Source organism: Companilactobacillus miaonis (assembly GCF_036913615.1).
GTDB lineage: Bacteria > Bacillota > Bacilli > Lactobacillales > Lactobacillaceae > Companilactobacillus.
This window is the reverse complement of record NZ_JAYKTX010000007.1, coordinates 108,978-135,040: the sequence shown is the minus strand read 5'-3', so window position 1 is coordinate 135,040 and position 26,063 is coordinate 108,978. Positions and strand designations below refer to the sequence as shown.

Genomic DNA, 26,063 nt, shown 5'->3' with positions numbered 1-26,063 from the left:
TATCCGCCAGCCCTGCCGTGGCAAAGCGGCCGGGTGTGTCGCAACCTCTCACTTCTAAGCCGTCGATATATTTAAATATCTATTTAAGTACATACTTCTCCAAGAAATAAGCACTCTTATAATACTACACGATGACCTCCGGATTTTCAAGCCTAATCGAGCATTTTTCAAAATAAAAGTTACTTTCTAAAATAGAGATTTTAAACTATACTCTAATAAAAGTGGAGGTGGATTTTGAACAATTACGGATTTAGTTATAATAACAGGTTTTCACCAAATAATAAAGATAAAATGTATCTATATATTTTTAAAGGACAGGTAATTTTAAATGCCCTAATTATATTCACCTTCAGTGCTATGACTAAAAATCTTTACTTATTCATTCCTATATTTTTAAATCTTTTAGCATTGAAGGTCAAAAGTAGACCACAAAAAATTTCTGAGCGGCTTAATTTTGTCTTTCAGCTATTTTTACAAGTATTTATCATTGCAGAATCATACTTCTACTTAATAACTTTTAGTACCAAGTACTATGACTGGAATTTACCTAGTTCATTAATATTGTTTTTAGTTTCAGTTTTAGTCATGTATATTCCCTATGTCGTAGTTTTCTTAACACCATTTGAAAATAAATTTGTGCAGTTACTACTAAGTGTTTTCTCTTTTGAATTTATCGCTATGGGATCATTAAGTATCGTTACATACAGCACTATTCTTGATTTCAACCCACTAATAGCAAGATTGAGTGACACTAGATTCATGGGAGCACTTGTCTTCTTGGTCATGGCTTTAGTAATGATGAGAAAATGGGGTTACCCTTACCCTCACATGGCCCCATCACGTCACATCAATTACATAATTTTATTTTTTCTACTATTATTATGTTTTTGGTTCACGATGTGGAATGCCTTCAGCGGAGGTAAAGATTTCTTGAGTTCACTTTATACTTTTGATTTCTCACATGCTAAATTCCGAATTGAATATTTATTGAGCGGTTTAGAGGCCGGAATTGCCGAAGAAGTTTTATTTAGATATATGTTTCTAACTATTTTATTAGCGGCTTTTAAAAATTTCCGTTGGAAAATTTTCTTTGCTAGCTTTATTAGCAGTCTTTGCTTTGGATTATTGCACTTAAGTAATTTATCAGCCGGACAAGATCTTCCTAATACGATCAACCAAGTAGTTTTTGCTACCGGGATGGGATTATTGATGTGTGGTCTCTATTTGTATTCTGACATGTTTTTTATTCCAGTGATTTTTCATACTCTGCTCGATGCCTTAGCTTTTACTACTTCGGGTGAAGTCATGACTGGTAAGGTAACTAACTTACAAAATATTTTTACTGTCGTTGAAACTTTAATTTTTATTGCAATCGCATTGGGATTGTTAATTGCAGTTTATCGGCGCAATCATTCTGATTCAAATTATTTTACAATTTCATAACACAAAAAAACCGTAACAGATTAAACTGTTACGGTTTTAATTTTGTCATTAATTATTCAGCGTCAGGGTTGCCACCATTTTTCTTAATGATGTCAGCTTGAATTGACTTAGGAACTTTTTCGTAGTGATCCATTGTCATTGTAAATGTACCACGACCTTGTGTTGCTGAACGAAGTGTTGTAGCGTAACCAAACATTTCTGCAAGTGGAACGAAAGCATTGATAAGTTGTGCATTACCACGTGCTTCCATACCTTCAACACGTCCACGACGAGCAGTAACTTGTCCCATAACGTCACCTAAGTAATCTTCTGGTGTAACAATTTCAACCTTCATAATAGGTTCAAGAATTACAGCACCAGCAGACTTAGCAGCATTACGTAGAGCCAATGAAGCAGCAATCTTGAAGGCAGCTTCAGATGAATCGACTTCGTGGTATGAACCATCATACAACTTAGCCTTAACATCGATCAATGGGTATCCAGCAAGAACACCGTTTTCCATTGATTCTTTCAATCCTTGTTCTACTGAAGGGATGTATTCACGAGGAACAACACCACCGACGATAGCATCTTCGAATTCGAAGCCTTTACCTTCTTCATTAGGTGTGAATTCAATCCAAACATCACCATATTGACCTTTACCACCAGATTGACGAACGAACTTACCTTGAGCACTTGTTTGTTGTGTAAATGTTTCACGGTAAGCAACTTGAGGTTCACCAACCTTACATGCAACGTTAAATTCACGTTTCATACGGTCAACCATGATATCCAAGTGTAATTCACCCATTCCGGCGATCAATGTTTCACCAGTTTCAGGATTTGTTTCAGCTTGGAAAGTAGGATCTTCTTCTGAAAGTTTTTGGATAGCAACATCCATCTTATCTCTATCTTCCTTTGAATTAGGTTCGATAGATACTTGGATAACTGGATCTGGAATATCCAATGATTCAAGAATTAATGGGTGATCTGGATCTGTTAGAGAATCACCTGTTGTAGTATTCTTCAAACCGATAACGGCAGCGATATCACCAGAGAATACTTCAGGGATTTCCTTACGGTGGTTAGAATGCATTTGTAGCAAACGACCAACACGTTCACGTTTGTCTTTTGATGAGTTCAAAACATAAGAACCTGATTCTAGTGAACCTCTATATACACGAATGTATGTTAGACGTCCAACGAATGGGTCAGTAGCAATCTTAAATGCAAGTCCAGCAAATGGTTTGCTGTCATCAGCCATAAGTTCAACTTCTGATTCATCCTTAGGATCTGTAGCTTTATAAGGACGTACGTCAAGTGGTGATGGTAGATAGTCAACAACGGCATCCATCAACATTTGAACACCCTTATTCTTGAAGGCAGAACCTGCAAGAACTGGGAAGAACTTCAAATTGATTGTTGCTTTACGGATAGCAGCACGGATTTCATCATTGCTGATTTCTTCACCCTCAAGATACTTGTCCATGATGTCATCATCAACATCAGCAACTGATTCGATTAATTCAGCACGTTTCTTTTCAGCTTCAGCACGATATTCTTCAGGAACATCAACTGTATCCCATTTTGTACCTAATTCATCTTCGTCGTATAGATCGGCTTTCATTTCAATCAAGTCGATAACACCTTCGAATTGGTCTTCGGCACCAATAGGCATTTGAATAGCATGTGCGTTAGCATCTAGTCTTTCATGCAATGTTTCTACAGAGTAGTCAAAGTTAGCACCGATTTTATCCATCTTGTTAACAAAGACGATTCTTGGAACACCGTATGTTGAGGCTTGACGCCAAACATTTTCAGTTTGTGGTTCAACACCTGATTGAGCATCAAGAACTGTAATAGCACCATCTAGAACACGGAGTGAACGTTCAACTTCGATTGTGAAGTCAACGTGTCCTGGAGTATCAATGATATTGATACGGTTGTTCTTCCATTCAGCAGTTGTAGCAGCTGATGTGATAGTAATACCACGTTCTTGTTCTTGAGCCATCCAGTCCATTTGTGAAGCACCATCATGTGTTTCACCAATTTTATGGATTTTACCAGTATAGTACAAGATACGTTCTGTAGTTGTAGTTTTACCGGCATCGATGTGGGCCATGATACCAATATTACGGGTATCTTCTAGTGGAAATTCACGTTTATTAGCCATGAAAAATTGTTTCTCCTCTCAAATTAACTAGTTTTAAAACTAGATCCTACCAGCGATAGTGAGCGAATGCACGGTTAGCATCGGCCATCTTATGTGTATCTTCACGTTTCTTAACAGCAGCACCAGTATTGTTAGCTGCATCCATGATTTCATTAGCTAGACGTTCGTCCATAGTATGTTCACCACGTAGACGAGCATAACTTGTGATCCAACGAAGTCCTAGAGTTGTACGACGATCTGGACGAACTTCGATAGGAATTTGATAGTTAGAACCACCGATACGGCGAGCCTTAACTTCAAGTACAGGCATAACATTGTTCATTGCTTCTTCAAACACGTCCAATGGTTCGTTACCTGTCTTGTCCTTAATAATATCGAAAGCACGATATAAAATTGTTGAAGCAGTACCTCTTTTACCATCATACATCAAGTGGTTGATCAAGCGAGTTACTAGCTTTGAGTTGTACATTGGATCTGGCAAAACATCACGTTTTGGAGCTCTACCTTTACGCATAAAAAAATTCCTCCGTTATTACATTATTTCATTAAGTAAGAATGATTATTTATTGTTATTTCTTAGGCTTCTTAGCACCATATTTTGAACGACTTTGCATACGTCCATCAACACCGGCTGTATCTAAGGCACCACGAACAACGTGATAACGAACACCAGGTAGATCCTTTACACGTCCACCACGGACAAGAACAACACTATGCTCTTGCAAGTTGTGGCCAATTCCTGGGATATATGCTGTTACTTCAATAAGGTTTGATAATCTAACACGGGCATACTTACGTAGGGCTGAGTTAGGTTTCTTAGGTGTCATTGTTCCGACACGAGTTGCGACACCACGTTTTTGTGGAGCTGGGTTCTTTGTAGCAACCTTCTTCATACTATTGTAGCCGTAGTTCAATGCAGGTGCATCGGACTTTGAAGTTTGTGACTTACGGCCTTTGCGAACTAATTGGTTAATTGTTGGCATTCAAAGTTCCTCCTAATAATTTAAGTACACACATCCAGGTGGTTCATAATTTTGTAAAATAATAAACCACGTTAGTGGCGTACGTTATGAGCTTATATTTAAATAAACAAACTAATATTGCTGCCAATAAAAGCACGTCTATTAGAATACCATCTATAAAAAGCCATGTCAACGTGACATTGCTAAAAAGTTTCCCCAAAATGCTTCGTAATTTTAAACGAGGTGAAAATAATGGAATATCTTTTACAACTACTAATCTTCATTTTAGGAGCTTGCATTATCTCCTTTCTAAAGGTTTTCGCACAAGATTACCCACAAATCAACACCAGGCGTTCTCAGTGCGATTACTGTCATAGGATCTTAAGATGGTATGAAATCATCCCTATATTGGGCTATTTCATAGTTAATGGTAAATGCTCAACTTGCAAAAATCAAATTAATTTTTTAAATCCCCTTCAAGAATTTTGCGGTGGATTCTTGATCCTCTCTACTTATTATTTCAATAGCTTATCTTACCTGCCACTATTCACAACGTTAATTTTCTTAGCTTTTTGCGACTCATTTTTCGGTTACGTCTACCCAATTTTTTATTTTGGCTTTTTACCGACGATTTTGTGGCACTTCTCGGGTAAAAATTTATTGATCAGCCTTTTAGTATACTTGTCACTCTTGTTATTAAACAGGCAACATTTAATTGGTTTGGGTGATGTGGAGATAATCTCGATCCTGGCTTTAGTTTTTAACTTACAGCTTTTTCTACTAATAATGATCGTAGCGTGTTTTCTTTGTCTTAGTAATTTCATGATAAATAAAAAGAGATCATTTCGATTCATCCCTTATTTATGTATAGCTACAGGACTTGTCTTCGTGATCTCTTCATTTTTAATTAAATTTCAGGTAGGATTCTTTGAAGTTTTAGCCAGTTAACAGCTAATTCCCACCATTTATAATCATAAATATTGTAATCTCCACCATTTGGGTGCTTTGTGACATAAGTTGCAAGTGACAATCCGTGTCCACCTGAACCAAAGAGGTGCATTTCATATGGAATCTTCAAGTCGTTCAACTTTTGTGCATAAACGATTGAATTCATCACAGGGACAGTGTCATCAGTAACTGTTTGCCAGATGAATGTTGGCTTAGCATGTTCAGTTAAATGAGTTTGAGCTTGCCAATATGATTCATCAGGTGCTACTTGTTTAGACCAGGATTCTTCTTTAGGCCAACCTAGTGTCATATCGATTACTGAATAACCGAGGATATTAGCAGCTGGTTCAACTTCCAAATCATCAGCAAAAATATCCTTTCTTTGTTCTGGGTCTAACATGATGGAATTAAAGTCGGCAACAACATGTCCACCGGCAGAAAAACCAATCAATACAACCTTACTCAAATCAATATTGTGAGTTTCTTGTTGACTCTTCAACCAATTCAAAGTCGTAGCCATTTCTTGTAGCGCTAAAGGATAAACATTTTTTCCGTTTTCAGCTAATTGGTAATGCAAAACTAAAGCATGCATCCCTTCTGAATTAAATTTCATAGCAATTGGTTGTGCTTCACGGTCTGAATGAAACTTAAAAGCACCTCCAGGACAAATAATTGCTAGCGGATGCTCAACTGGTTCATCAAAATCAGAAATTGGATCCAACCAGTAAGTATCTAAAGTAAATTTGGTATCTTGATAAGCTAATTCTTGCTTTTGCAAAATTCTAACCTCCAAATTAATCTCGATACTTCTATTATACAAAAAAAAGACGACCAAAAATGGTCGTCTTTCTAACAAATATCAATTATTTTTCACTCTTAGCTTCTTCAGCCTTCATTTGGGCCTCTATATCAGAAATTGTATAGGCACCATTTAACGAATTGTCTGCCATTGGACCGACTTTCTTAGGTTCCATATGGTTGTACTTAGCCATACCAGTACCAGCAGGGATAAGTTTACCAATAATAACATTTTCCTTAAGTCCAAGAAGTGGATCATTCTTACCACGAATTGAAGCATCAGTAAGAACTCTTGTTGTTTCCTGGAAGGAAGCAGCTGACAAGAAACTATTAGTTTCAAGAGAAGCCTTAGTAATACCAAGTAGAACTGGACGTCCAGTAGCAGGAACTCCGCCATTGAACAATGTCTCACGGTTATGGTCAGTAAATTGAGAAATATCCATCAATTGACCAGGTAAGACATCTGTATCACCAGGATCAAGGATACGAATCTTTCTGAGCATTTGTCTGATCATAACCTCGAAATGCTTATCAGAAATATCAACACCTTGCATACGGTAAACTTTTTGAACTTCAGCAAGCAAGTAGTTTTCTGTATGTAGGACGTTTGTAACTTTGATCAATTCCTTAGGATCAATTGAACCTTGTGTCAACTTACCACCACGTTTTACATGGTCACCTTCGGCAACCGCAACACTTGATGTATAAGGAACACTATAACTTCTAGAGTCAATGTCACCTTCAACAGTGATTTCCTTAGTATGTTCTGCTGGGTTTTCATCGATTGATGTAACTGTACCATCAACTTCAGAAATAACAGCAAGACCTTTAGGATTTCTAGCTTCAACAATTTCTTGAACACGAGGAAGTCCTTGAGTAATATCATCGCCACCAGCAACACCACCGGTATGGAAGTTTCTCATAGTCAATTGTGTACCTGGTTCACCGATTGATTGAGCAGCAACAGTACCAACTGCTTCACCAATTTCAACTTCTTCACCAGTAGCAAGGTTACGACCGTAACATTTCTTACATACACCATGTTTTGTATCACATGTAAATGCAGAACGGATTGTTACGTGTGTGACACCTGCATCAACAACCTTTTGGGCAATTGCTTCATCCATTAGAACACCACGAGGTACTAGAACCTCGCCTGTCTTAGGATCTTTAACAGTCTTTTGTGTATAACGACCAACAAGTCGATCATACAATGGTTCGATCAAATCTGTACCTTCCATAATGGCACTTACAACAAGGCCACGGTCAGTACCACAATCTTCTTCACGTACGATAACATCTTGAGCAACATCAACCAAACGACGTGTCAAGTAACCAGAGTTAGCAGTCTTCAAGGCTGTATCGGTCATACCTTTACGAGCACCGTGGGTTGACATGAACATTTCCATGACAGATAGTCCTTCACGGAAGTTAGAAATAACAGGGATTTCCATCATACCACCGTTAGGGGCAGCCATAAGTCCACGCATACCAGCTAGCTGAGTAAAGTTTGAAATGTTACCACGGGCACCGGAATCAGACATCATTGAGATAGGGTTAGTAGGATCAAATGAGTCGATCAACAATTGTTGAATTTCGTCCTTTGTATCGTTCCAAACACTAATAACACGATCATGTCGTTCATCATCGGTGATAAGTCCACGACGGAATTGCTTAGAAATTGAAGCAACTTGTTTATGGGCTTTTTCAATGATTTCAGGTTTTTGAGTTAAGTTAGGAACATCAGTAACACCAACTGTTAAACCAGATAGTGTACAGATTGTGTAACCTAATTCCTTCATATCATCAAGAAGTGATGATGTTCTTTGAACACGGTAGATCTTGAAGATTTGAGCGATGATATCTGATAGATAACCACTCTTAAGTGGGTCTACTAGATCCATTTCGTCCAAACGTTGATGAATATCTTCACCTTTACCCAAGAAGTACTTGTCAGGAACACCATTCTTCAAATTATCATCTGAAGGTTCGTTCAAGTATGGGAAGTCTTCAGGAAGAATTTCGTTAAAGATTACTTTACCAACACTAGTAATCATAACCTTGTCTCTTTGTTCATCCTTGAATGGCTTGTTAGGCATTGAAGAAACAGCTAAACCAATTCTTGTATGGTAATGAACATCACCATTTAGAAGAGCTGTTTGAACTTCATTAGCATCCATGAAGATCTTACCTTCACCAGTCATATGTCTTGTTTCAATTGTTAGATAGTAGTTACCTAAAACAACATCCTGTGAAGGAGTAACGATAGGCTTACCATCTTTAGGAGCAAGAATATGGTGAGCAGCAAGCATCAACATACGAGCTTCGGCTTGAGCTTCGTCTGATAGTGGCACGTGGATAGCCATCTGGTCACCATCAAAATCGGCATTGTAAGCTTCACAAGCAAGTGGGTGCAAACGAATTGACTTACCATCAACCAAAACAGGTTCAAAGGCTTGGATACCAAGTCTGTGAAGTGTAGGGGCACGGTTAAGTAGTACTGGACGTTCTTTGATAACGTCTTCTAGTACATCCCAGATATCGTCATCTTGGCGATCAATCTTTCTTCTAGCATTCTTGACGTTAGAAGCGATTTCTCTCTTAACCAATTCGTGCATTACGAATGGCTTGAACAATTCCAAAGCCATTTCACGTGGAAGACCACATTGGTAAAACTTAAGTGTTGGTCCAACATCAATAACAGAACGGCCTGAGTAGTCAACACGTTTACCAAGTAAGTTTTGACGGAAACGACCTTGCTTACCTTTAAGCATGTGTGAAAGTGACTTCAATGGACGATTACCAGGACCTGTAACAGGACGGCCACGACGACCATTATCAATCAACGCATCAACAGCTTCTTGGAGCATTCTCTTTTCGTTTTGAACGATGATATTAGGAGCATGTAGATCCAACAATCTCTTCAAACGGTTATTTCTGTTAATAACACGACGGTACAAATCGTTCAAGTCAGAAGTAGCGAAACGGCCACCTTCTAGTTGAACCATTGGACGAAGATCAGGTGGGATTACGGGAATTGCTTCCATTACCATCCATTCAGGTTTGTTACCAGACTTTTGGAAAGCACTAAGGATATCCAAACGTCTAATAGCACGTGTACGTTTTTGTCCTTGAGCGGACTTCAATGTATCACGTAATTCTTTAACTTCAGAATCCATATCAACTTGTCTTAGAAGATCACGGATACCTTCGGCACCCATTTCAGCAACGAACTTGTTGCCAAATTCTTCACGTTTTTTACGGTATTCTGTTTCTGTTAATAGTTGTTTCTTTTCTAGATCAGTATCACCTGGGTCGATAACTACATATGATGCAAAGTAGATTACTTCTTCCAAGTTTCTTGGACTCATATCCAAGACAAGTCCCATACGTGATGGGATTCCTTTAAAGTACCAGATATGTGATACAGGAGCTGCTAGTTCGATATGAGCCATACGTTCACGACGAACCTTTGAACGAGTAACTTCAACACCACAGCGGTCACAAACAATACCCTTATAACGGATACGTTTGTACTTACCACAGGCACATTCCCAGTCTTTAGTTGGTCCAAAGATTCTTTCATCGAATAGACCATCTTTTTCTGGTTTTAAAGTACGGTAGTTAATAGTTTCTGGTTTCTTAACTTCCCCATAAGACCAACTACGAATCTTATCAGGAGAAGCTAAACCAATTTGCATACTATCGAATTTATTAACGTCTATCAAAAGGTAACCTCCCTAAAGTTTTAACTAGTTTTCTGATTTCGTACTAGTTTCAGTTGAATCCTTTGATGCTTCCAGCTTCTTAGCTTCTTCTTCAGCACGTTTTTGTTCTTGTTGTTTAGCAAACTTAGATAGAGCGTCGACACTAACTGTATCTTCATCGTCATCCATATCTCTAAGTTCGATTTCTTTCTTATGTGCATCTAGAACTTTCATGTCCAATCCAAGAGCTTGTAGTTCTTTGACCAGAACACGGAATGATTCAGGAACACCAGGTTTAGGAATACTTTCACCCTTAACAATAGCTTCATAAGTCTTAACACGGCCGACGATATCATCAGACTTGTATGTCAAGATTTCTTGCAATGTATAAGCGGCACCATAAGCTTCAAGAGCCCAAACTTCCATTTCACCAAATCTCTGACCACCAAATTGTGCTTTACCACCAAGTGGTTGTTGAGTAACTAGTGAGTATGGTCCGATTGAACGAGCATGAAGTTTATCATCAACCATGTGAGCTAGTTTCAAGTAGTACATGACACCAACAGCAACACGGTTCTTAAATGGTTCACCAGTACGTCCATCATAAAGGATTGACTTACCATCTGAATCCATATCAGCTTCACGGACAATATCCCAAAGTTCATCATTACTTACACCATCGAAAACAGGTGTTGTAACGTGGATACCAAGTTTTCTAGCAGCCATACCTAAGTGAAGATCAAGAACTTGTCCAATATTCATACGAGATGGAACACCCATTGGGTTCAATAGGATATCTACTGGAGTACCATCTGGCATATATGGCATATCTTCTTCAGGTACAACGATTGAAACAGTACCCTTATTACCGTGACGACCAGACATCTTGTCACCAACTTGAATCTTACGCTTTTGAGCGATGTAAACACGAACCAGCATGTTAACACCAGGATCAAGTTCGTCACCGGCTTCACGAGTGAAGACCTTAACGTCTTGGATAATACCGCCACCACCGTGAGGTACACGAAGTGATGTATCACGAACTTCACGAGCTTTTTCACCAAAGATAGCGTGCAATAGTCGTTCTTCGGCTGATAATTCTGTAACACCTTTAGGTGTAACTTTACCAACTAAGATATCGCCATCGCGAACTTCTGCACCAACACGGATGATTCCGAATTCGTCAAGATCCTTCAATGAATCTTCACCAACGTTAGGAATTTCACGTGTAATTTCTTCAGGTCCAAGTTTAGTATCACGTGCTTCTGATTCATATTCTTCAATATGGATCGAAGTATAAGCATCTTCACGAACTAATTTTTCTGAAAGAACAATCGCATCTTCATAGTTATACATGTTCCATGTCATAAAGGCGATAAGTGGGTTTTGACCAAGAGCTAATTCACCATTTTCCATTGCTGGACCATCGGCGATAATGTCACCCTTCTTAACCTCTTCACCCTTGTGAACGATAGGTCTTTGGTTGTAACTCTTACCATTATTTGAACGACGGAACTTAGTTACCTTGTAGTCATCAGTTGTGCCATCTTCATCACGTTTGATAGTGATCTTCTTAGCATCAACATATTCAACGACACCATCATGATCGGCCAACAAAGCAGCACCAGAATCATGAGCAGCAATGTATTCCATACCAGTACCAACAAGTGGAGCGTGTGGATTGATCAATGGAACAGCTTGACGTTGCATATTGGCACCCATTAGGGCACGGTTTGAATCATCATTTTCCAAGAAAGGAATACATGCAGTAGCTACGGAAACTACTTGTTTAGGAGAAACGTCCATGTAATCGACTTTTTCTGGAGTTGTTTCAATATTATCATCTTTACGACGAGCCAAGATTGTGTTGTCAGCAAATGAACCATCATCATTTAATGGTGTATTAGCTTGAGCAACAACATAGTTATCTTCTTCGTCAGCAGTTAAGTAATCGATCTTGTCAGTTACCTTGTGAGTATCCCATGAAACACGACGATATGGTGTTTCGATAAAACCATATTTATTAATAATAGCGTATGAAGCCAAGTTATTAATAAGTCCGATATTAGGACCTTCAGGAGTTTCAATAGGGCACATACGACCATAGTGTGTATAGTGAACGTCACGAACTTCATATCCGGCACGGTCACGAGTCAAACCACCAGGTCCAAGGGCTGATAGACGACGCTTGTGTTCTAGTTCTCCAAGTGGATTAGTTTGATCCATGAATTGTGACAATTGTGATGAACCAAAGAATTCCTTAATTGAAGCAACAACTGGTCTGATGTTGATCAATTGTTGAGGTGTAACAGTAGCTGAGTCTTGAATTGACATTCTTTCACGTACAACACGTTCCATACGTGACAAGCCAATACGGAATTGGTTTTGTAGCAATTCACCGACTGAACGAATACGACGGTTACCCAAGTGATCAATATCATCTGTAGTACCGATGTTTTCCTTCAAGTTTAAGAAATAGTTAATACCTGCCAAAATGTCAGCTGGTGTAATAGTACGATTTTCTTCTGGAATATGACCATTACCAATGATATTAACAACTTTTTCGTTATCAGCTTCTGAGTAGATCTTAATAATTTGAACAGTAATTGGGTCAGTCAAGACACCCTCTTCTGAAGGGTTCAATGTAACTGTCTTGAAATCATCTCTTTCAAGATAAGGAGCCAATTTGTTCATAGCATCGCGATCAATTAATGTATCCTTAGCTAAAACAACTTCACCTGTATCAGGATCAGCTAGTGTTTCAGCCAAAGTCTTGTTCAAAAGTCTAGTCTTAAGATTTAGCTTCTTATTGATCTTGTAACGACCAACTGGTGCTAAGTCATATCTACGTGGGTCAAAGAATCTAGCATATAGTAATGAACGTGAACTATCTGCTGTCTTTGGTTCACCAGGACGGAGTCTTTCATAAATATCTTTCAAAGCTTCTTCGACACGTGAATCGTTAGTATCTTTATGAACATCTTTTTCAAGAGTCAAATTCAGAGTATCGTTTTCACCAAAGATATCTAGAATTTCAGCATCACTACCAAAGCCTAAAGCACGAACTAATTCAGAAATAGGTAGCTTTCTAGTTCTATCGATTCTTACATAGCCTAGACCCTTAGCATCTGTTTCAAATTCCAACCAGGCACCACGGTTAGGAATAACTGTTGTACCGTAATTTTCACGACCATTTTTGTCTGTATCTTGATTGTAATAAATACCAGGTGAACGTACTAATTGAGAAACAATAACACGTTCGGCACCGTTGATGATGAAAGTTCCTTCATCTGTCATGATTGGGAAATCACCAAAGAAAACATCTTGTGTCTTGATTTCACCAGTTTCATGATTAGTCAATTTCAATGTAACATGCAATGGTGCTGAGAAGTTAGCATCATGTTGTCTTGCTTCTTCAACAGTATATTTTGGTTCTAGTAACTTGTAGCCGACGTATTCCAAAGAAAGGTTACCAGCAAAATCATCGATTGGCATAATGTCGTCAAACATATCTTTAAGTCCTTCATCTAAGAACCACTTATAAGAATTTGTTTGGATGTCAATCAAATTTGGCAGTGGAAGTACTTCCTTGATCTTTGCATAACTACGACGAACACGGTGTGCACCATAATTAACGTTATGATAAGTCAAATTTTTCACCTCAACATATATTTTGTCCAAGTCCAAACTCAAATTAGAAATATTACAATTTGATTACAATTTGCATGAAAACGGTTTAAAAACCCATTTTTAGGCAAAAAAAAACCAAAAATAGAAACTAAAATCTATTTTTGTTTTTTTATTTACGCATAATCACGGACAATAGATCGCAATTTGCAATTTGAACTATGAATCTCAGAAGAAATAATACACTTATGCACTATTCATGTCAATAGTCAAGCTTATTATTTTTGATGAGTTAAAGTATCTTTTTTATCAGGATTGTCAACTGTCACAGTTAACTTCCCTTTCTTCGAACCAACTTTGATTGAATCCCCTGCTTTAACATTACCCATTAGTAATTGTTCACTGACCGGATCTTCAATCTCACGTTGAATCGTTCTTCTCATTGGACGAGCACCGTATTCAGGATTATAACCATCTTTAACTAAATCGTTATAAGCTGTCGGTGTGATGACCAACTTAATTTCACGCTCAGCAAGACGTTTTCTCAAATTGTTACTCATGATCTTAGCAATTTCTTTGAGTTGTTCTTTATTGAGTGATTTGAAGACGATAGTTTCATCGACACGATTCAAGAATTCAGGACGGAAGAAACGTTTCAATTCAGTATTGATACGTTCTTGCATTTCTTTGAAATCGTCGTGAACATCTTTAGCACCAAAGCCGACTGACTTGTCTTCTTCAAGTGATCTTGCACCAAGGTTAGAAGTCATAATGATGATCGTATTTCTAAAATCAACTTTACGACCTTTAGCATCAGTTAAAATACCATCGTCTAATACTTGAAGTAAGATATTGAAGACATCTGGATGAGCTTTTTCAACTTCATCTAGCAAAACAACTGAGTAAGGTTCATTTCTAACCTTTTCTGTCAATTGACCGCCATCGTCGAATCCAACGTAACCAGGAGCTGAACCGATCAATTTAGAAGTACTGTATTGTTCCATGTATTCTGACATGTCGACACGAATCAGATTATCTTCAGAACCAAACATAACTTCCGCAATTGATTTAGCCAATTCAGTCTTACCTACACCGGTAGGTCCTAAGAACATAAATGAACCGATTGGACGATTTGGATCTTTCATACCACTTCTTGCACGACGGATAGCACGAGAAACAGCATTGATAGCATCGTCTTGGCCAATAACCCGCTTGTGAAGCTCTTTTTCAAGGTTAAGTAACTTCTCACTTTCCTTACGAGTGATTTGTTTAACCGGTACGCCAGTCCATTCAGCAATTATTTCGGCAATGTCATTAGCAGAAACAACAGCCTTTTTTTGATTTGATTGCTTATCTTTTAATTTAGCAATCTGGACTTGAAGCGCTTGTTCCTCTTCACGGATCTTAGCAGCTTTTTCAAAATCTTGATCTAGGATGGCATTGTTCTTGTCATCCATCAATTTCATAGATTTATTAGTCAATTCTTCAAGTTTATTATTTTTTGAAACATTGTGGATTCTAACTTTAGCTGAAGCCTCATCCATTAAATCAATTGCCTTGTCAGGCAAGAAACGGTTCGTTAAGTAACGTGTCGAGAGACGTACGGCCGCTTCAACAGCTTCATCAGAGATTTTTAGGCCATGATGTTGTTCATATCTAGGTCTCAAGCCCATCAAAATTTTAACTGAATCTTCAGCACTTGGTTCTTCAACATAAACCTTAGCAAAACGACGTTCCAAAGCTGTATCTTTTTCAATATACTTTTGATACTCGTTTGATGTAGTTGCACCAATCAATTGCAATTCACCACGAGCCAATGCTGGTTTCAAAATATTGGAAGCATCAATAGCACCCTCAGCACCACCAGCTCCAATCAAAGTATGTAACTCATCAATAAAGAGAATTACGTGCTTATCTTCATAAATTTCTTTAATAACTTTCTTCAAACGGTCTTCAAATTCACCACGATACTTAGTACCAGCTACAAGTGAACCCATATCAAGCATCATGATTCGTTTATTTTGCATATCAAGTGGAACTTCTTTTTTAACAATAGCAATAGCTAAACCTTCGGCAATAGCAGTTTTACCTACACCGGGTTCACCAACTAAAACCGGATTATTCTTGGTCCGACGACTCAAAATTTGAATTGTTCTTTCAACTTCTTTTTGACGCCCAATAACTGGATCAATTTGGTTATCCGCAGCAAGTTTAGTCAAGTCACGTGACAATGAATCCAATGTCGGTGTGCCCTGTGTTTGTTGTTGACTTTTTTGCTTACTTAAATTATTAGCAAACCCGCGGCGGGCAGCTTTATTCGACATTCCCATCTTACTTAAAAGAAGTGATTTGGTCTTAGATAAACTTAAACCTAAATTGACCAAAATGCGATTAGCCAAATTGTCAGCATCATCTAAAATTGCTAATAAAATATGTTCTGTTCCAATTCGATTGGACTTATAAAGATTCGAGTTTTCTTGGGCATTGCTCAAAATCATCTGTCCCTTTGGAGAATAAGGCAAATAGATTCCCTTAGCAGTATTAGATGAGACATCCCCATAACCTGTCAGATGTTCAATTTCTTCCTCAACATCTCGATCACTTACAGCTAGATCCCTCAAAGTAATACCGGCAATACCATCATTTTCCATTACTAGTCCAAGTAGAATGTGTTCTGTGCCAACAGCATTATGGTGAAATGCCTTGGCTTGTTCTTGTGCTAAAACTAGTGCATTTTTGGCGCTTTCGGTAAATACTTTGTCCATTATGTTACCTCTACTTTTCAAGTGTCTGTTTAGAAAGTATAAATGTGTTTTTAAAAAAAGCAATTAATTCATCTTATTAAAAGAGAATTAACTTAAATCATTAACTACTTCAATTAGAATCCTAACACATTCAACTCCGTTATATACTCATATTAGTTTATCGTCCAAATATTTTTAGAGAAACGAAAAAAGGCAATCAATCCATTAAGAATTAATTACCCTTTTATACTTAGTCTTGATATCGGGAAAACAAGATTTGAACTTGCGGCCTTCACGTCCCGAACGTGACGCTCTACCAAGCTGAGCTATTTCCCGAAATCATTTTCTCTAAGCGGAAGACGGGATTCGAACCCGCGACCCCCACCATGGCAAGGTGATGTTCTACCACTGAACTACTTCCGCATTATGACTATGCCGACTAGAGGATTCGAACCTCCGACCCCCTGTTTACAAGACAGATGCTCTGCCAACTGAGCTAAGTCGGCATTATGCCAAACGACATTTAACATAATACACATAAATCAATCTTTTTGCAAGACCAATTTAATACGGGTGAAAGGACTTGAACCTTCATATCCACTGGACACTAGAACCTAAATCTAGCGCGTCTGCCAATTCCGCCACACCCGCAAAAAACTAAAAACCATTAAGCGATAATGCTTAATGGAGGATACAGGGATCGAACCTGTGACCTCCTGCTTGTAAGGCAGATGCTCTCCCAGCTGAGCTAATCCTCCAAAATGTTTCTTGCTTGAAACAACTATATTATTATACCTATTGATTACAAAAACTGTCAACAAAAATTTTCGAATAGTTTAATTCTTTTTTCGGGGGGTGGTGAAGGATGCCGTCTTCCGCACAAGCCCTGTGATGAGCTACCTCAATTACCGTGCCTGAATAATTTTTTAGTAAAGTATCATGGATTTTCTTAGAGAGATCAGGGTCCAATGAGGCTGTGGCTTCATCTGCTAATAAAAATGGTCGCTTGAAATATAACACCCGGGCAATTTCAATTCTTTGTTTTTGCTGTTTTTACAACGATGAAATACATTTTTTCATATAAAATTCCTATTATCCAAAATAAAACTAAACCTGCAAATGCTATTACAACCAACATTAACAAATAATTAAGCTTGGGGTCAGTGATCCAGTTGATCATTTGTTGACTAATCAGTGCAATGAATACCACCCGCAATGATTTTAGAAAAGAAAGAATTAAAAAACTAACTATATAACGGGTCTTTATATGTTTTAATATCATTAGAACCCCCCTAATTAGATTAAATATAGTTTAATTTTAGCTTTTTTTCAAGAGACACTTCTTAACTGATTCATTGCAGGGATGACAATGGTAATTGGCAAAACAAAAAAACAGCGTAGAAATCTTTTTCAGATTTACTACACTGTTTTTTATTATTCTTCGTTTTCTGAATTATCTTCTGGTCTCATAGTTGGGAACAAGATGACATCACGAATTGATGGTGCATCTGTTAATAACATTACCAATCTATCGATACCAATTCCTAGTCCACCTGTTGGTGGCATACCATATTCCATGGCTTCAACGTAATCGTTATCGATATGTTCAGCTTCGTCATTACCATTTTCACGTTCTTTAGCTTGAGCTTCAAAACGTTCCTTTTGATCGATTGGATCATTTAATTCTGAGAAAGCATTTCCATATTCGTGACCGAGGATGTAAACTTCGAAACGGTCCGTGAAGTTAGGGTTTTCCTTGTTCTTCTTAGCTAATGGTGAAACTTCCAATGGATATTCATAAATGAATGTTGGTTCTTTCAAAGTATCTTCAACGAATTCTTCAAAGAACTCAGCAATAATATGACCAACTCCCCAGAATTCTTCATAGTGGACACCTTTATCATCAGCTAATTTTCTAGCTTCTTCCAATGTCATATCTTGACTAAAGTCAATGCCGGTTTGTTCTTTGATTGCATCAACCATCTTAATACGTTTGAAAGGCTTGCTTAGATCGATTTCTTCGCCTTGATAAGTAACGATTTGTGTACCGTTAGCTTTTTGAGCAGCATGTCTAAAGATTCCTTCGACTTCTTTCATAACATCTGTCATATCCCAATATGCAGCATATGATTCTAGTGAAGTAAACTCGGGATTGTGTTGTGTATCCAATCCTTCATTACGGAAAGCTCGACCAATTTCGTAGACACGTTCGAATCCACCAACAATTAATCTCTTCAATGGCAATTCCAAAGCGATACGAAGATACATTTGCATATCCAAAGCATTGTGATGTGTGATAAATGGACGGGCACTAGCACCACCGGCTTGAGTATTCAAAACAGGAGTTTCAACTGATAAGAAACCTTCGCCATCCAAGTATTCACGTACCGCAGAAATAATCTTAGTACGCTTCTTGAAACGTTCAAAACTGTCTTGGTTAGCAATTAAATCCAAATATCTTTGACGATAGATTTGTTCAACATTTGTTAAACCATGGAATTTATCTGGAAGTGGGCGCAATGACTTAGAAAGCATTGTTACATGGGTAGCCTTAACAGTTAACTCACCCATATCCGTTTTCATGATTTCACCATGAATTCCTAGGTGATCACCAATATCAGCACGTTTGAAGATGTGATAGTTCTCTTCACCTACTTCATCTTTACGTACATAAATTTGAATCTTACCACTTCTATCGCGGATATCAGCAAAACCAACTTTACCTTTACCACGTTTTGACATCATACGACCAGCAATAACACAAGGCAAGTCTTGTTCTTCAAGAACTTCCTTACTTTCGTCACCATATTTATCGTGGATATCTTGAGCTAAAGCAGTTCTTTCAAATCGAGAACCGAATGGATCGATTCCTTCATCATATAATTCTTGCAATTTTTCACGTCTGACCCGCAATTGGTCATTCATGACTCTCTTCTTCTTAATATCTTCTTTTGTTGGTTGCTTTTTCTTATTTTCGTTACTCAAAATTTTTCCCCCTGTCTACGAAATTTTTGAAGATCTCGCTTCTCTTTTTTCGTAACTTTCAACAAATTGATCTAATGCATCAAACACACCTTGCATTGAATTTTCATTCACTACTCTGGCACGTGTTCTAACTGCATGGGGAATCCCCTTTAGATAATATGCTGCCTGTTGACGAAATTCTGGAACACCAACATGCTCACCTTTTAAGTCTACCAGACGTTGCAACTGAAGTTTAGCTATATTAATTTTTTCTGCAACACTTGGTTCAGGGAGTAGTTCTCCAGTTTCTAAATAATGGTTCATAGCATTCAAACGCCATAAGTTACCTATCACAGCCCGACCGACCATTGCAGCAGTTGCTCCCACATCTTCAATCATCGTTTTAGCATCTTGTGGCGTCTTGATATCGCCGTTTCCTATGAAAGGAATCGACAGACTATCGGCAACGGTGTGTAAAATATCCCAATCAGCGTGTCCTTCATACATCTGAGCCTTGGTTCGGCCATGCATTGCAATCGCACTAGCACCACCTTCTTGAGCAGCTAAAGCATTCTCGACTGCTAAGATATGGTCATTATCCCAACCAGTTCTCATTTTGACGGTCAAAGGCTTTTTTATACTTGAACTAACCTCTTTGACCATCTTGTAGAGCTTATCCGGATCTCTCAACCAATATGAACCAGCACCCGTTTTAGTAACCTTTTTAACTGGGCAGCCCATATTGATATCGACGATATCCGCTCCAGTATGTTGGTCAACGTATTGCGCGGCTTGAATTAGTGACTGCGTACTGCCACCAAAAATTTGGATACTGACTGGATGTTCATTTGGATCGACAAAAGTCATACCCAGAGTTTTCTCATTGTGATACTTGATACCTTGAGCACTGACCATTTCACAAACAACCAAACCAGCACCAAATTCTCGCGCCGTGACTCGAAAAGCTGAATTAGTAATTCCCGCCATTGGTGCTACCACAACTTGTTTAGGAATCACAACATTGCCAATTTTCCACTCCATACTTTATACCTCTGATTTTATAACTACAACTTGCAATAATAACAAAAACTCTATTCACCTGGCAAATATTGCTTATTCTTTTTCAGCAATAATTTCTTTCAAGTCAGCTTCAGTAAACTTATATTTGTTGTTGCAGAACTTGCAAACAGCTTCGGCACCGTGATCTTCGTCGATCATCTTTTGCAAGTTATCTTTAGATAAAGTTGTCAATGACTTAGCAAATTTATCTTTTGAACAATCACATTTAAATTGAATTGGCATCTCATCTAGAACCTTCATCTCAACACCATTCATGATCTTCTTTAATAAGTCATCGTTACTCAAACCTTCATTAAGTAAAGTTGACAAATTAGGAATAACTTTTAAATTAGCTTCAATTTGATCAATATCTTTATCAGTAGCACCAGGCAAAGTTTGAACTAAGAAACCACCAGCAGCGCCAACTTTTTCATTCGGTTCAACAAAAACTGAAACTCCAATAGCTGACGGAATTTGTTCAGATTTAGCCATATAGTAAGCAAAGTCCATGCCGATCTCACCAGAAACTAAAGGAACTTCACCGGTAAATGGTTCCTTCAAATGTAAGTCTTTAGTAATACTTAAAGTACCATTCGTACCAACAGCCGCTTTGACATCGATATGTCCATCTTCACGAGCTTTTAAAGCTACATGCGGATTAGTGATATATCCTTTTGTATTACCTTTAGCATCAGCATCTACCACGATAGCTCCAACTGGTCCATCGCCTTGGATTCTAGTAGTTAAAATTTCGTCTTCTTTTAAAGTTGACGTTGCTACCAAGATTGAACCAATCATTGTTCTACCTAAAGCGGCACTGGAATTTCTCCAAGTGTCATGTCTTTGTTGAGCTTCCTGGATGGTTTGAGTAGCATTGATAATGTAAACTCTAAATTTACCATCCTTTGAAACTGATTTTGTTAAAGTATCAGCCATAATTTCCTCCGTTCAAAAAAGCGACTCAAACGAGTCGCTCTTTTTTATTACTTATCATTATTATTGTCTGTATCATCACTGTTATTTGAGTCTTCAGGATTATCAGATTTAGTTTCATCAGTTGATTCTGGAGTTGACTTTTCGTCAGTTGCATTATCGTCTGATTTAGCTTCATTCTTTTCTGAAGGATAAGTAGTTTCGTCAAGACCTTCATCTGACTTAACTTCATCCTTGTTTGCTCCCTCAGTCTTTTGTTTAGCAGCATCTTTTGCCTCAACGGCCTTCTTAGCTTCTTCAAAAGTAGCAGCACTTTCACTTGGGAATTCTTGATTCTTATCATTAGCAGGCATCTTACCTGTCTTAAACAAGCTCAAAATTTCCTTTTCATCAAGTGTTTCATACTTCAACAAGGCTTCGGCAATAATCTTGTGTTGTTCCTTGTGTGTTTGAAGAATCTCACGAGCACGTTCGTGGTCTTCGTCAATAATACGTTTAACTTCTTCATCAATATCTTTAGCAGTTGCTTCAGAATATGAAGGTAATTGACGATAGTTACCACCACTAAATGGTTGACCATTCTTTTCAAGTTGAACTGTACCAAGTTTATCTGTCATACCATATTCAGTAACCATTGTACGAGCAATTTGTGTTGCTTGTTCAAAGTCATTTGAAGCTCCGGATGATGGTTGGCCAACAATCAACTCTTCAGCTGTACGTCCACCAAGTAAACCAGTAATTTGTTCATTCAATTCTTTCTTAGTTGCAAGATTCTGATCGTCCTTAGGAAGCATGATAGCGTAACCGCCAGCACGTCCACGAGGTACGATAGTAACTTTTCTAACTACTCGAGAATCACTCAAGACCAAACCAATCAAAGCATGTCCAGCTTCGTGGTAAGCAACCGTATGACGTTCTTGTTCAGGAATAACACGGTTCTTCTTAGCAGGACCAGCAATAACACGGTCTTCGGCTTCATCCAAGTCAGTTGAGTCAATCTTTTGCTTACCACGACGAGCAGCAACTAAGGCAGCTTCGTTTAGCAAGTTTTCAAGATCGGCACCAGCAAATCCTGGAGTTTGTTGCGCAATAGCGTGTAAATCAACATCATCAGTAAATGGTTTGTTACGAGCGTGAACTTTCAAGATAGCTTCACGACCCTTAACATCAGGTCTACCAACCAAAATCTTACGATCAAAACGACCTGGACGTAGTAACGCTGGATCAAGCACATCGGAACGGTTAGTAGCAGCCATAACGATAACACCTTCGTTACCAGTAAATCCATCCATTTCAATCAATAATTGGTTAAGTGTTTGTTCACGTTCATCATTACCACCACCGGTACCGGAACCACGTTGACGACCGACGGCATCAATTTCATCAATAAAGATGATTGAAGGAGCATCTTTTTTAGCGTTTTCGAACAAATCACGCACACGAGATGCACCGACACCGACGAACATTTCAACGAAGTCAGAACCAGAAATTGAATAGAACGGAACTTTAGCTTCACCAGCAACAGCCTTAGCTAGTAAAGTTTTACCAGTCCCGGGAGGGCCCTCAAGAAGCACACCAGCTGGGATTCTAGCACCCAAGGAAACGAATTTTCTTGGATCTTTTAGAAATTCAACAACTTCAACAAGTTCTTGTTTTTCCTCTTCGGCACCAGCGACATCAGAAAATCTAACTTTATTTTTCTTAGGATCTTCTGGTTTGACTTTAGATTTACCAAAGTTCATGACACGGTTTGCGCCACCACCTTGGCCACCACGGCCCATCATTGCAAAGATGATAAAGAAGAACAATGCGAATGGAACAATAACCGTTAAGATCAATGAGATCCATTGACCAGATTGTGACTTAGGAGCTGCAGTTGTCTTAACTCCCTTAGCAGTCGCTGCGTTATTAATTCTCTTTAACGTATCGTTATTAGGCAAAACAGTTGAACTAAATGAAGTTACCTCACTAGAACCAGTGCTTTGGCCACGGCTAAAGAGTGATACGGAACGAGTTGTATCAGCTTTTTGAGCTTTTTTATACTCACCAGTTACTTGGTAAGCGCCACCAATTGGCTCTAATTTGAAACTCTTCACTTTGCCTTGCTTCAATTGTGAGATGAATTGGTCTTGACTTAACGTCTTAGATTGGTCTGAGGATTGACCACCAGCAAACCAACTTGCTGCAAGAACCAAAACAACAAAGAGCAAGATGTAAAACAGGCTATTATTAATTAACCTATTTCGATTATTTTTCATACATTTCCTCCTAAATTACTTAGACGTTACATATTGTAACATTGGTGAACAGTAACACAATAATAATTGTAACTCTATCTTAATTATTTTGTAGCATATACCTCTGGTTTTAAAACACCCACATAAGGTAAATTACGATAATGCTCATCATAATCCATCCCATAACCGACCACAAATTCGTCAGGAATTTTTACACCAATGTAATCAACATCAACGTGCTTAACTCTTCGAGCTGGTTTATCTAAGAAAGATACCAATTTAATTGACTTAGCATGTCTTGATTCAAAAAGTTCTACTAAACGATCAAGTGTGTAGCCAGTATCAATAATATCTTCAACGATCACAACATCACGATCACGCACTGATGTATCCAAATCCTTAATAATTCGAACATCCCCAGTCGTAGTAGTATTTTCTCCACCATAACTAGAAACATCCATAAAGTCATATTCCATCTTAAAATCTAAACTCTTTACTAGGTCCATCATAAACATAGCGGCACCACGTAAAACACATACGAACAATGGATTCTTGTCGCGATATTCTTGCGTTAGTTCTTTTCCTAAACGTTGAATAGTTTCGTCAATTTCCTTTTCGGAGACTAAAACCTTTTCAATATCTGAATTCATTCTTTTACCTCAATCAAGTTTTATTTTGTAATGCTTACTACCTTTTTTTAAATAATCACTCATATTATAAATTTTTTCAACCCAAACTATCTGATTATCAAATAATAAAACTAAATAATCATCACGTTTATATTCAGGAATTTTTTCATTTATAAATCGCTTGCTCAATTTTTGATGAAAGCCATTAGATAATAACAACTTATCACCAGTCCGTCTAGTTCTCAACGTTATCGTCTTCGGGACAAAATCGACTGTTAAGTTGAAATCAGATTCACTAGTATCTAAAGTGAAATCACGCTTCAAAAATTTCACTGATTGGCCAAGCGTGATAGCTACCTCTGAAGTTTTTTGCGGTTCAACTTGCTTTATCACAAAATTATCATAGCTCTTAATAAATTGCCACGAATCCGCTAAATCGATTGAAGCATTGGCATCGTCATTAGTGACCACCTCAATGATCGATGCAATTTGGCGATTGCTGACGCTGATTCCTAATTGTAACTTAGTAAAGAAGTTCCCCCAAAACAGCGTTTGCTGCTGTCGATCTAACTGCAACACTGGACTTAACAAACCACTGATTGGCTTGGTCTTTAGCTGCATTTGTGACTCGATCTCATCAAATTTTTCCTGAGCTAGTTTTAACAAAGCCAGAATTTGTTGTTCGAAGAAACCAAAGTGGTGCAACAATTGTCCATTCTCCTGTTGTAATTCAGGGAAAATATTATTTCTTAAACGGTTACGCATCGTTATATTATCAAAATTCGTTTGATCTTGAACATGATTTATATCATGGATATCGGCTAAAACTGTGATATCAGCTTTGGCAAACTTCAACAGTGGTCGAACAATTTGACCATTAGCAAACGGGCGCTGTTCTTTTAAGCTAACTACTTCATAGGCATTGCCGGAACGGATCATCTTCATCAACATGTTCTCGGCTAAATCGTTGGCATGGTGAGCAGTTACTAGAGTATCAAAATTATTCTCTTGCATGATCTGTTTGAAAAAATCATAACGAAATTTTCTAGCTGCTGCTTCCATACCAATGTCATCTTTAGGCTGATCCATCCATTTAGTAGTAAAGAATCGAATCCCACGTTCAACACAAAAATCTTGAACAAAAGCCACTTCGCTAGCACTCTCTGGCCGCAAATTGTGATCAACATTGACCACTCCAAATGAAGTTTTTGGTAAAAGTCGATCAATGATGTGTAACAAGACCATTGAATCAACTCCACCCGAAACTGCCACGAGAATTCTTTTAGCATGATATTTCTTTAAAACTTTTTTGACAGTATCACTAACTTTTTGATCTAATTCCATTTATCCTCCCACTTTAACGTCAAAACCCGACCAATCTTTATTTTTAAATTGGTCGGGATCTGCAAAATTAAATTTTAAAACTGAATTTAACCACGACGACCGCCACGGCCACCACGTTTTCCTTCAGTATTCTTTTTAATAGTACTTAAGCGTTCTTCGCTTTCCTTCATAAAACCAGCCATCATATCATCAAAGCTTTCTGTCTTATGAGGTTTCTTAAAGTCACGATGTTCGTGACGTTGGTACTTTGGTTTAGGTTTAGCACTAGCCTGTTTGATTGAAAGTGCAATCTTATGATTTTTTTCATTAAGAACTAAAACTTTTACGGTATCTCCGACACTGAGCACATCGTGAATATCCTTGACGTATCCATCAGCAACTTCACTGATATGTACCATTCCGCTTTGTCCTTCTCCTAGGTCAACGAATGCCCCAAAGTTTGTAATTCCAGTAACCTTACCTTCTGTTTTAGCTCCTACTTCGACTGTCATCTATATTAAAAAAATATTCCTTTCC

At 38.0% G+C, this 26,063-nt stretch carries 17 protein-coding genes, 5 tRNA genes and 1 pseudogene; 2 read left to right on the top strand and 21 right to left on the bottom strand.

Features of this window, described 5'->3' with window-relative positions; genetic code table 11:
* Positions 1-234 precede the first annotated feature (234 nt).
* The gene (locus U8521_RS07540) at positions 235-1,443 is read left to right on the top strand and encodes a CPBP family intramembrane glutamic endopeptidase (protein WP_334352349.1); all 1,209 of its coding nucleotides are present in this window, start codon (positions 235-237) and stop codon (positions 1,441-1,443) included.
* Between the two features lie 52 nt (positions 1,444-1,495).
* Here the strand turns inward: U8521_RS07540 and fusA are convergent, their stop codons facing one another.
* Genes fusA through rpsL form a run of 3 tightly spaced genes read right to left on the bottom strand, consistent with a single transcriptional unit; the run spans position 1,496 to position 4,578 of the window.
* Positions 1,496-3,595: an elongation factor G gene (gene fusA / locus U8521_RS07535; protein WP_334331732.1), complete on the bottom strand. Its 2,100-nt coding sequence runs from the start codon at positions 3,593-3,595 to the stop codon at positions 1,496-1,498.
* Positions 3,596-3,641: 46 nt separating this feature from the next.
* Positions 3,642-4,109: a 30S ribosomal protein S7 gene (gene rpsG / locus U8521_RS07530; protein ID WP_010018510.1), complete on the bottom strand. Its 468-nt coding sequence runs from the start codon at positions 4,107-4,109 to the stop codon at positions 3,642-3,644.
* 55 nt (positions 4,110-4,164) lie between these two features.
* Positions 4,165-4,578, bottom strand: a complete 414-nt coding sequence (rpsL, locus tag U8521_RS07525) for a 30S ribosomal protein S12 (RefSeq protein ID WP_010018509.1) — start codon at positions 4,576-4,578, stop codon at positions 4,165-4,167.
* 231 nt (positions 4,579-4,809) lie between these two features.
* Between rpsL and U8521_RS12760 the strand changes: the two genes are divergently transcribed.
* Entirely contained in the window at positions 4,810-5,505 is a 696-nt protein-coding gene (locus tag U8521_RS12760) for a prepilin peptidase (protein ID WP_442886146.1), read from the top strand.
* On the opposite strand, the gene U8521_RS07520 is transcribed toward U8521_RS12760, so the two are convergent.
* The 18 genes and pseudogenes from U8521_RS07520 to U8521_RS07435 all read right to left on the bottom strand — a co-directional run bounded on the left by U8521_RS07520 (position 5,465) and on the right by U8521_RS07435 (position 26,038).
* Positions 5,465-6,283, bottom strand: a complete 819-nt coding sequence (locus tag U8521_RS07520) for an alpha/beta hydrolase (protein ID WP_334331733.1) — start codon at positions 6,281-6,283, stop codon at positions 5,465-5,467. The genes U8521_RS12760 and U8521_RS07520 overlap by 41 nt on opposite strands.
* Positions 6,284-6,368: 85 nt before the next feature.
* Positions 6,369-10,031 carry a DNA-directed RNA polymerase subunit beta' gene (rpoC, locus tag U8521_RS07515; protein ID WP_334331734.1) on the bottom strand — a complete coding sequence of 1,221 codons (3,663 nt, stop codon included), beginning with the start codon at positions 10,029-10,031 and terminating at the stop codon, positions 6,369-6,371.
* A gap of 24 nt (positions 10,032-10,055) precedes the next feature.
* Positions 10,056-13,661 carry a DNA-directed RNA polymerase subunit beta gene (rpoB, locus tag U8521_RS07510; RefSeq protein WP_334331735.1) on the bottom strand — a complete coding sequence of 1,202 codons (3,606 nt, stop codon included), beginning with the start codon at positions 13,659-13,661 and terminating at the stop codon, positions 10,056-10,058.
* A gap of 254 nt (positions 13,662-13,915) precedes the next feature.
* Positions 13,916-16,402 carry an ATP-dependent Clp protease ATP-binding subunit gene (locus tag U8521_RS07505; protein ID WP_334352348.1) on the bottom strand — a complete coding sequence of 829 codons (2,487 nt, stop codon included), beginning with the start codon at positions 16,400-16,402 and terminating at the stop codon, positions 13,916-13,918.
* A gap of 241 nt (positions 16,403-16,643) precedes the next feature.
* Positions 16,644-16,717 (bottom strand) — tRNA-Pro (locus tag U8521_RS07500).
* Positions 16,718-16,732: 15 nt separating this feature from the next.
* Positions 16,733-16,804 (bottom strand) — tRNA-Gly (locus U8521_RS07495).
* Positions 16,805-16,814: 10 nt separating this feature from the next.
* Positions 16,815-16,887, bottom strand: a tRNA-Thr gene (locus tag U8521_RS07490).
* Positions 16,888-16,949: 62 nt separating this feature from the next.
* Positions 16,950-17,032, bottom strand: a tRNA-Leu gene (locus U8521_RS07485).
* 34 nt (positions 17,033-17,066) lie between these two features.
* Positions 17,067-17,139 (bottom strand) — tRNA-Val (locus U8521_RS07480).
* Between the two features lie 37 nt (positions 17,140-17,176).
* Positions 17,177-17,428 (bottom strand): annotated as a pseudogene (locus U8521_RS07475) (hypothetical protein); the annotation flags it as partial.
* A complete protein-coding gene (locus U8521_RS07470) occupies positions 17,412-17,663 on the bottom strand; it encodes a hypothetical protein (RefSeq protein WP_334331737.1) in 252 nt (83 codons plus the stop codon). The gene U8521_RS07470 and the pseudogene U8521_RS07475, both read right to left, overlap by 17 nt.
* Before the next feature lie 152 nt (positions 17,664-17,815).
* Positions 17,816-19,306: a lysine--tRNA ligase gene (lysS, locus tag U8521_RS07465; protein WP_334331998.1), complete on the bottom strand. Its 1,491-nt coding sequence runs from the start codon at positions 19,304-19,306 to the stop codon at positions 17,816-17,818.
* A 75-nt stretch (positions 19,307-19,381) separates the two neighbouring features.
* A complete protein-coding gene (dusB, locus tag U8521_RS07460; RefSeq protein ID WP_334352347.1) occupies positions 19,382-20,386 on the bottom strand; it encodes a tRNA dihydrouridine synthase DusB in 1,005 nt (334 codons plus the stop codon).
* A gap of 72 nt (positions 20,387-20,458) precedes the next feature.
* Positions 20,459-21,340: an Hsp33 family molecular chaperone HslO gene (gene hslO, locus U8521_RS07455; RefSeq protein ID WP_334331739.1), complete on the bottom strand. Its 882-nt coding sequence runs from the start codon at positions 21,338-21,340 to the stop codon at positions 20,459-20,461.
* 47 nt (positions 21,341-21,387) lie between these two features.
* Positions 21,388-23,595, bottom strand: a complete 2,208-nt coding sequence (gene ftsH, locus U8521_RS07450) for an ATP-dependent zinc metalloprotease FtsH (protein ID WP_334331740.1) — start codon at positions 23,593-23,595, stop codon at positions 21,388-21,390.
* Between the two features lie 83 nt (positions 23,596-23,678).
* A complete protein-coding gene (hpt, locus tag U8521_RS07445; RefSeq protein WP_334331741.1) occupies positions 23,679-24,224 on the bottom strand; it encodes a hypoxanthine phosphoribosyltransferase in 546 nt (181 codons plus the stop codon).
* Positions 24,225-24,233: 9 nt separating this feature from the next.
* Positions 24,234-25,547, bottom strand: a complete 1,314-nt coding sequence (gene tilS / locus U8521_RS07440; RefSeq protein ID WP_334352346.1) for a tRNA lysidine(34) synthetase TilS — start codon at positions 25,545-25,547, stop codon at positions 24,234-24,236.
* Positions 25,548-25,633: 86 nt separating this feature from the next.
* Complete coding sequence (locus U8521_RS07435) at positions 25,634-26,038, bottom strand: S1 domain-containing RNA-binding protein (protein WP_334331743.1); 405 nt, start codon at positions 26,036-26,038, stop codon at positions 25,634-25,636.
* Between the last annotated feature and the right edge of the window lie 25 nt (positions 26,039-26,063).

Coding starts and splice junctions, on each gene's coding strand:
- dusB (WP_334352347.1), bottom strand. CDS start 20,386: ATGGAGTGGAAAATTGGCAATGTTGTGATTCCTAAACAAGTTGTGGTA.
- ftsH (WP_334331740.1), bottom strand. CDS start 23,595: ATGAAAAATAATCGAAATAGGTTAATTAATAATAGCCTGTTTTACATC.
- hslO (WP_334331739.1), bottom strand. CDS start 21,340: ATGGCTGATACTTTAACAAAATCAGTTTCAAAGGATGGTAAATTTAGA.
- hpt (WP_334331741.1), bottom strand. CDS start 24,224: ATGAATTCAGATATTGAAAAGGTTTTAGTCTCCGAAAAGGAAATTGAC.
- rpsG (WP_010018510.1), bottom strand. CDS start 4,109: ATGCGTAAAGGTAGAGCTCCAAAACGTGATGTTTTGCCAGATCCAATG.
- fusA (WP_334331732.1), bottom strand. CDS start 3,595: ATGGCTAATAAACGTGAATTTCCACTAGAAGATACCCGTAATATTGGT.
- U8521_RS12760 (WP_442886146.1), top strand. CDS start 4,810: ATGGAATATCTTTTACAACTACTAATCTTCATTTTAGGAGCTTGCATT.
- rpsL (WP_010018509.1), bottom strand. CDS start 4,578: ATGCCAACAATTAACCAATTAGTTCGCAAAGGCCGTAAGTCACAAACT.
- lysS (WP_334331998.1), bottom strand. CDS start 19,306: ATGAATGACCAATTGCGGGTCAGACGTGAAAAATTGCAAGAATTATAT.
- U8521_RS07470 (WP_334331737.1), bottom strand. CDS start 17,663: ATGATATTAAAACATATAAAGACCCGTTATATAGTTAGTTTTTTAATT.
- U8521_RS07435 (WP_334331743.1), bottom strand. CDS start 26,038: ATGACAGTCGAAGTAGGAGCTAAAACAGAAGGTAAGGTTACTGGAATT.
- U8521_RS07505 (WP_334352348.1), bottom strand. CDS start 16,402: ATGGACAAAGTATTTACCGAAAGCGCCAAAAATGCACTAGTTTTAGCA.
- tilS (WP_334352346.1), bottom strand. CDS start 25,547: ATGGAATTAGATCAAAAAGTTAGTGATACTGTCAAAAAAGTTTTAAAG.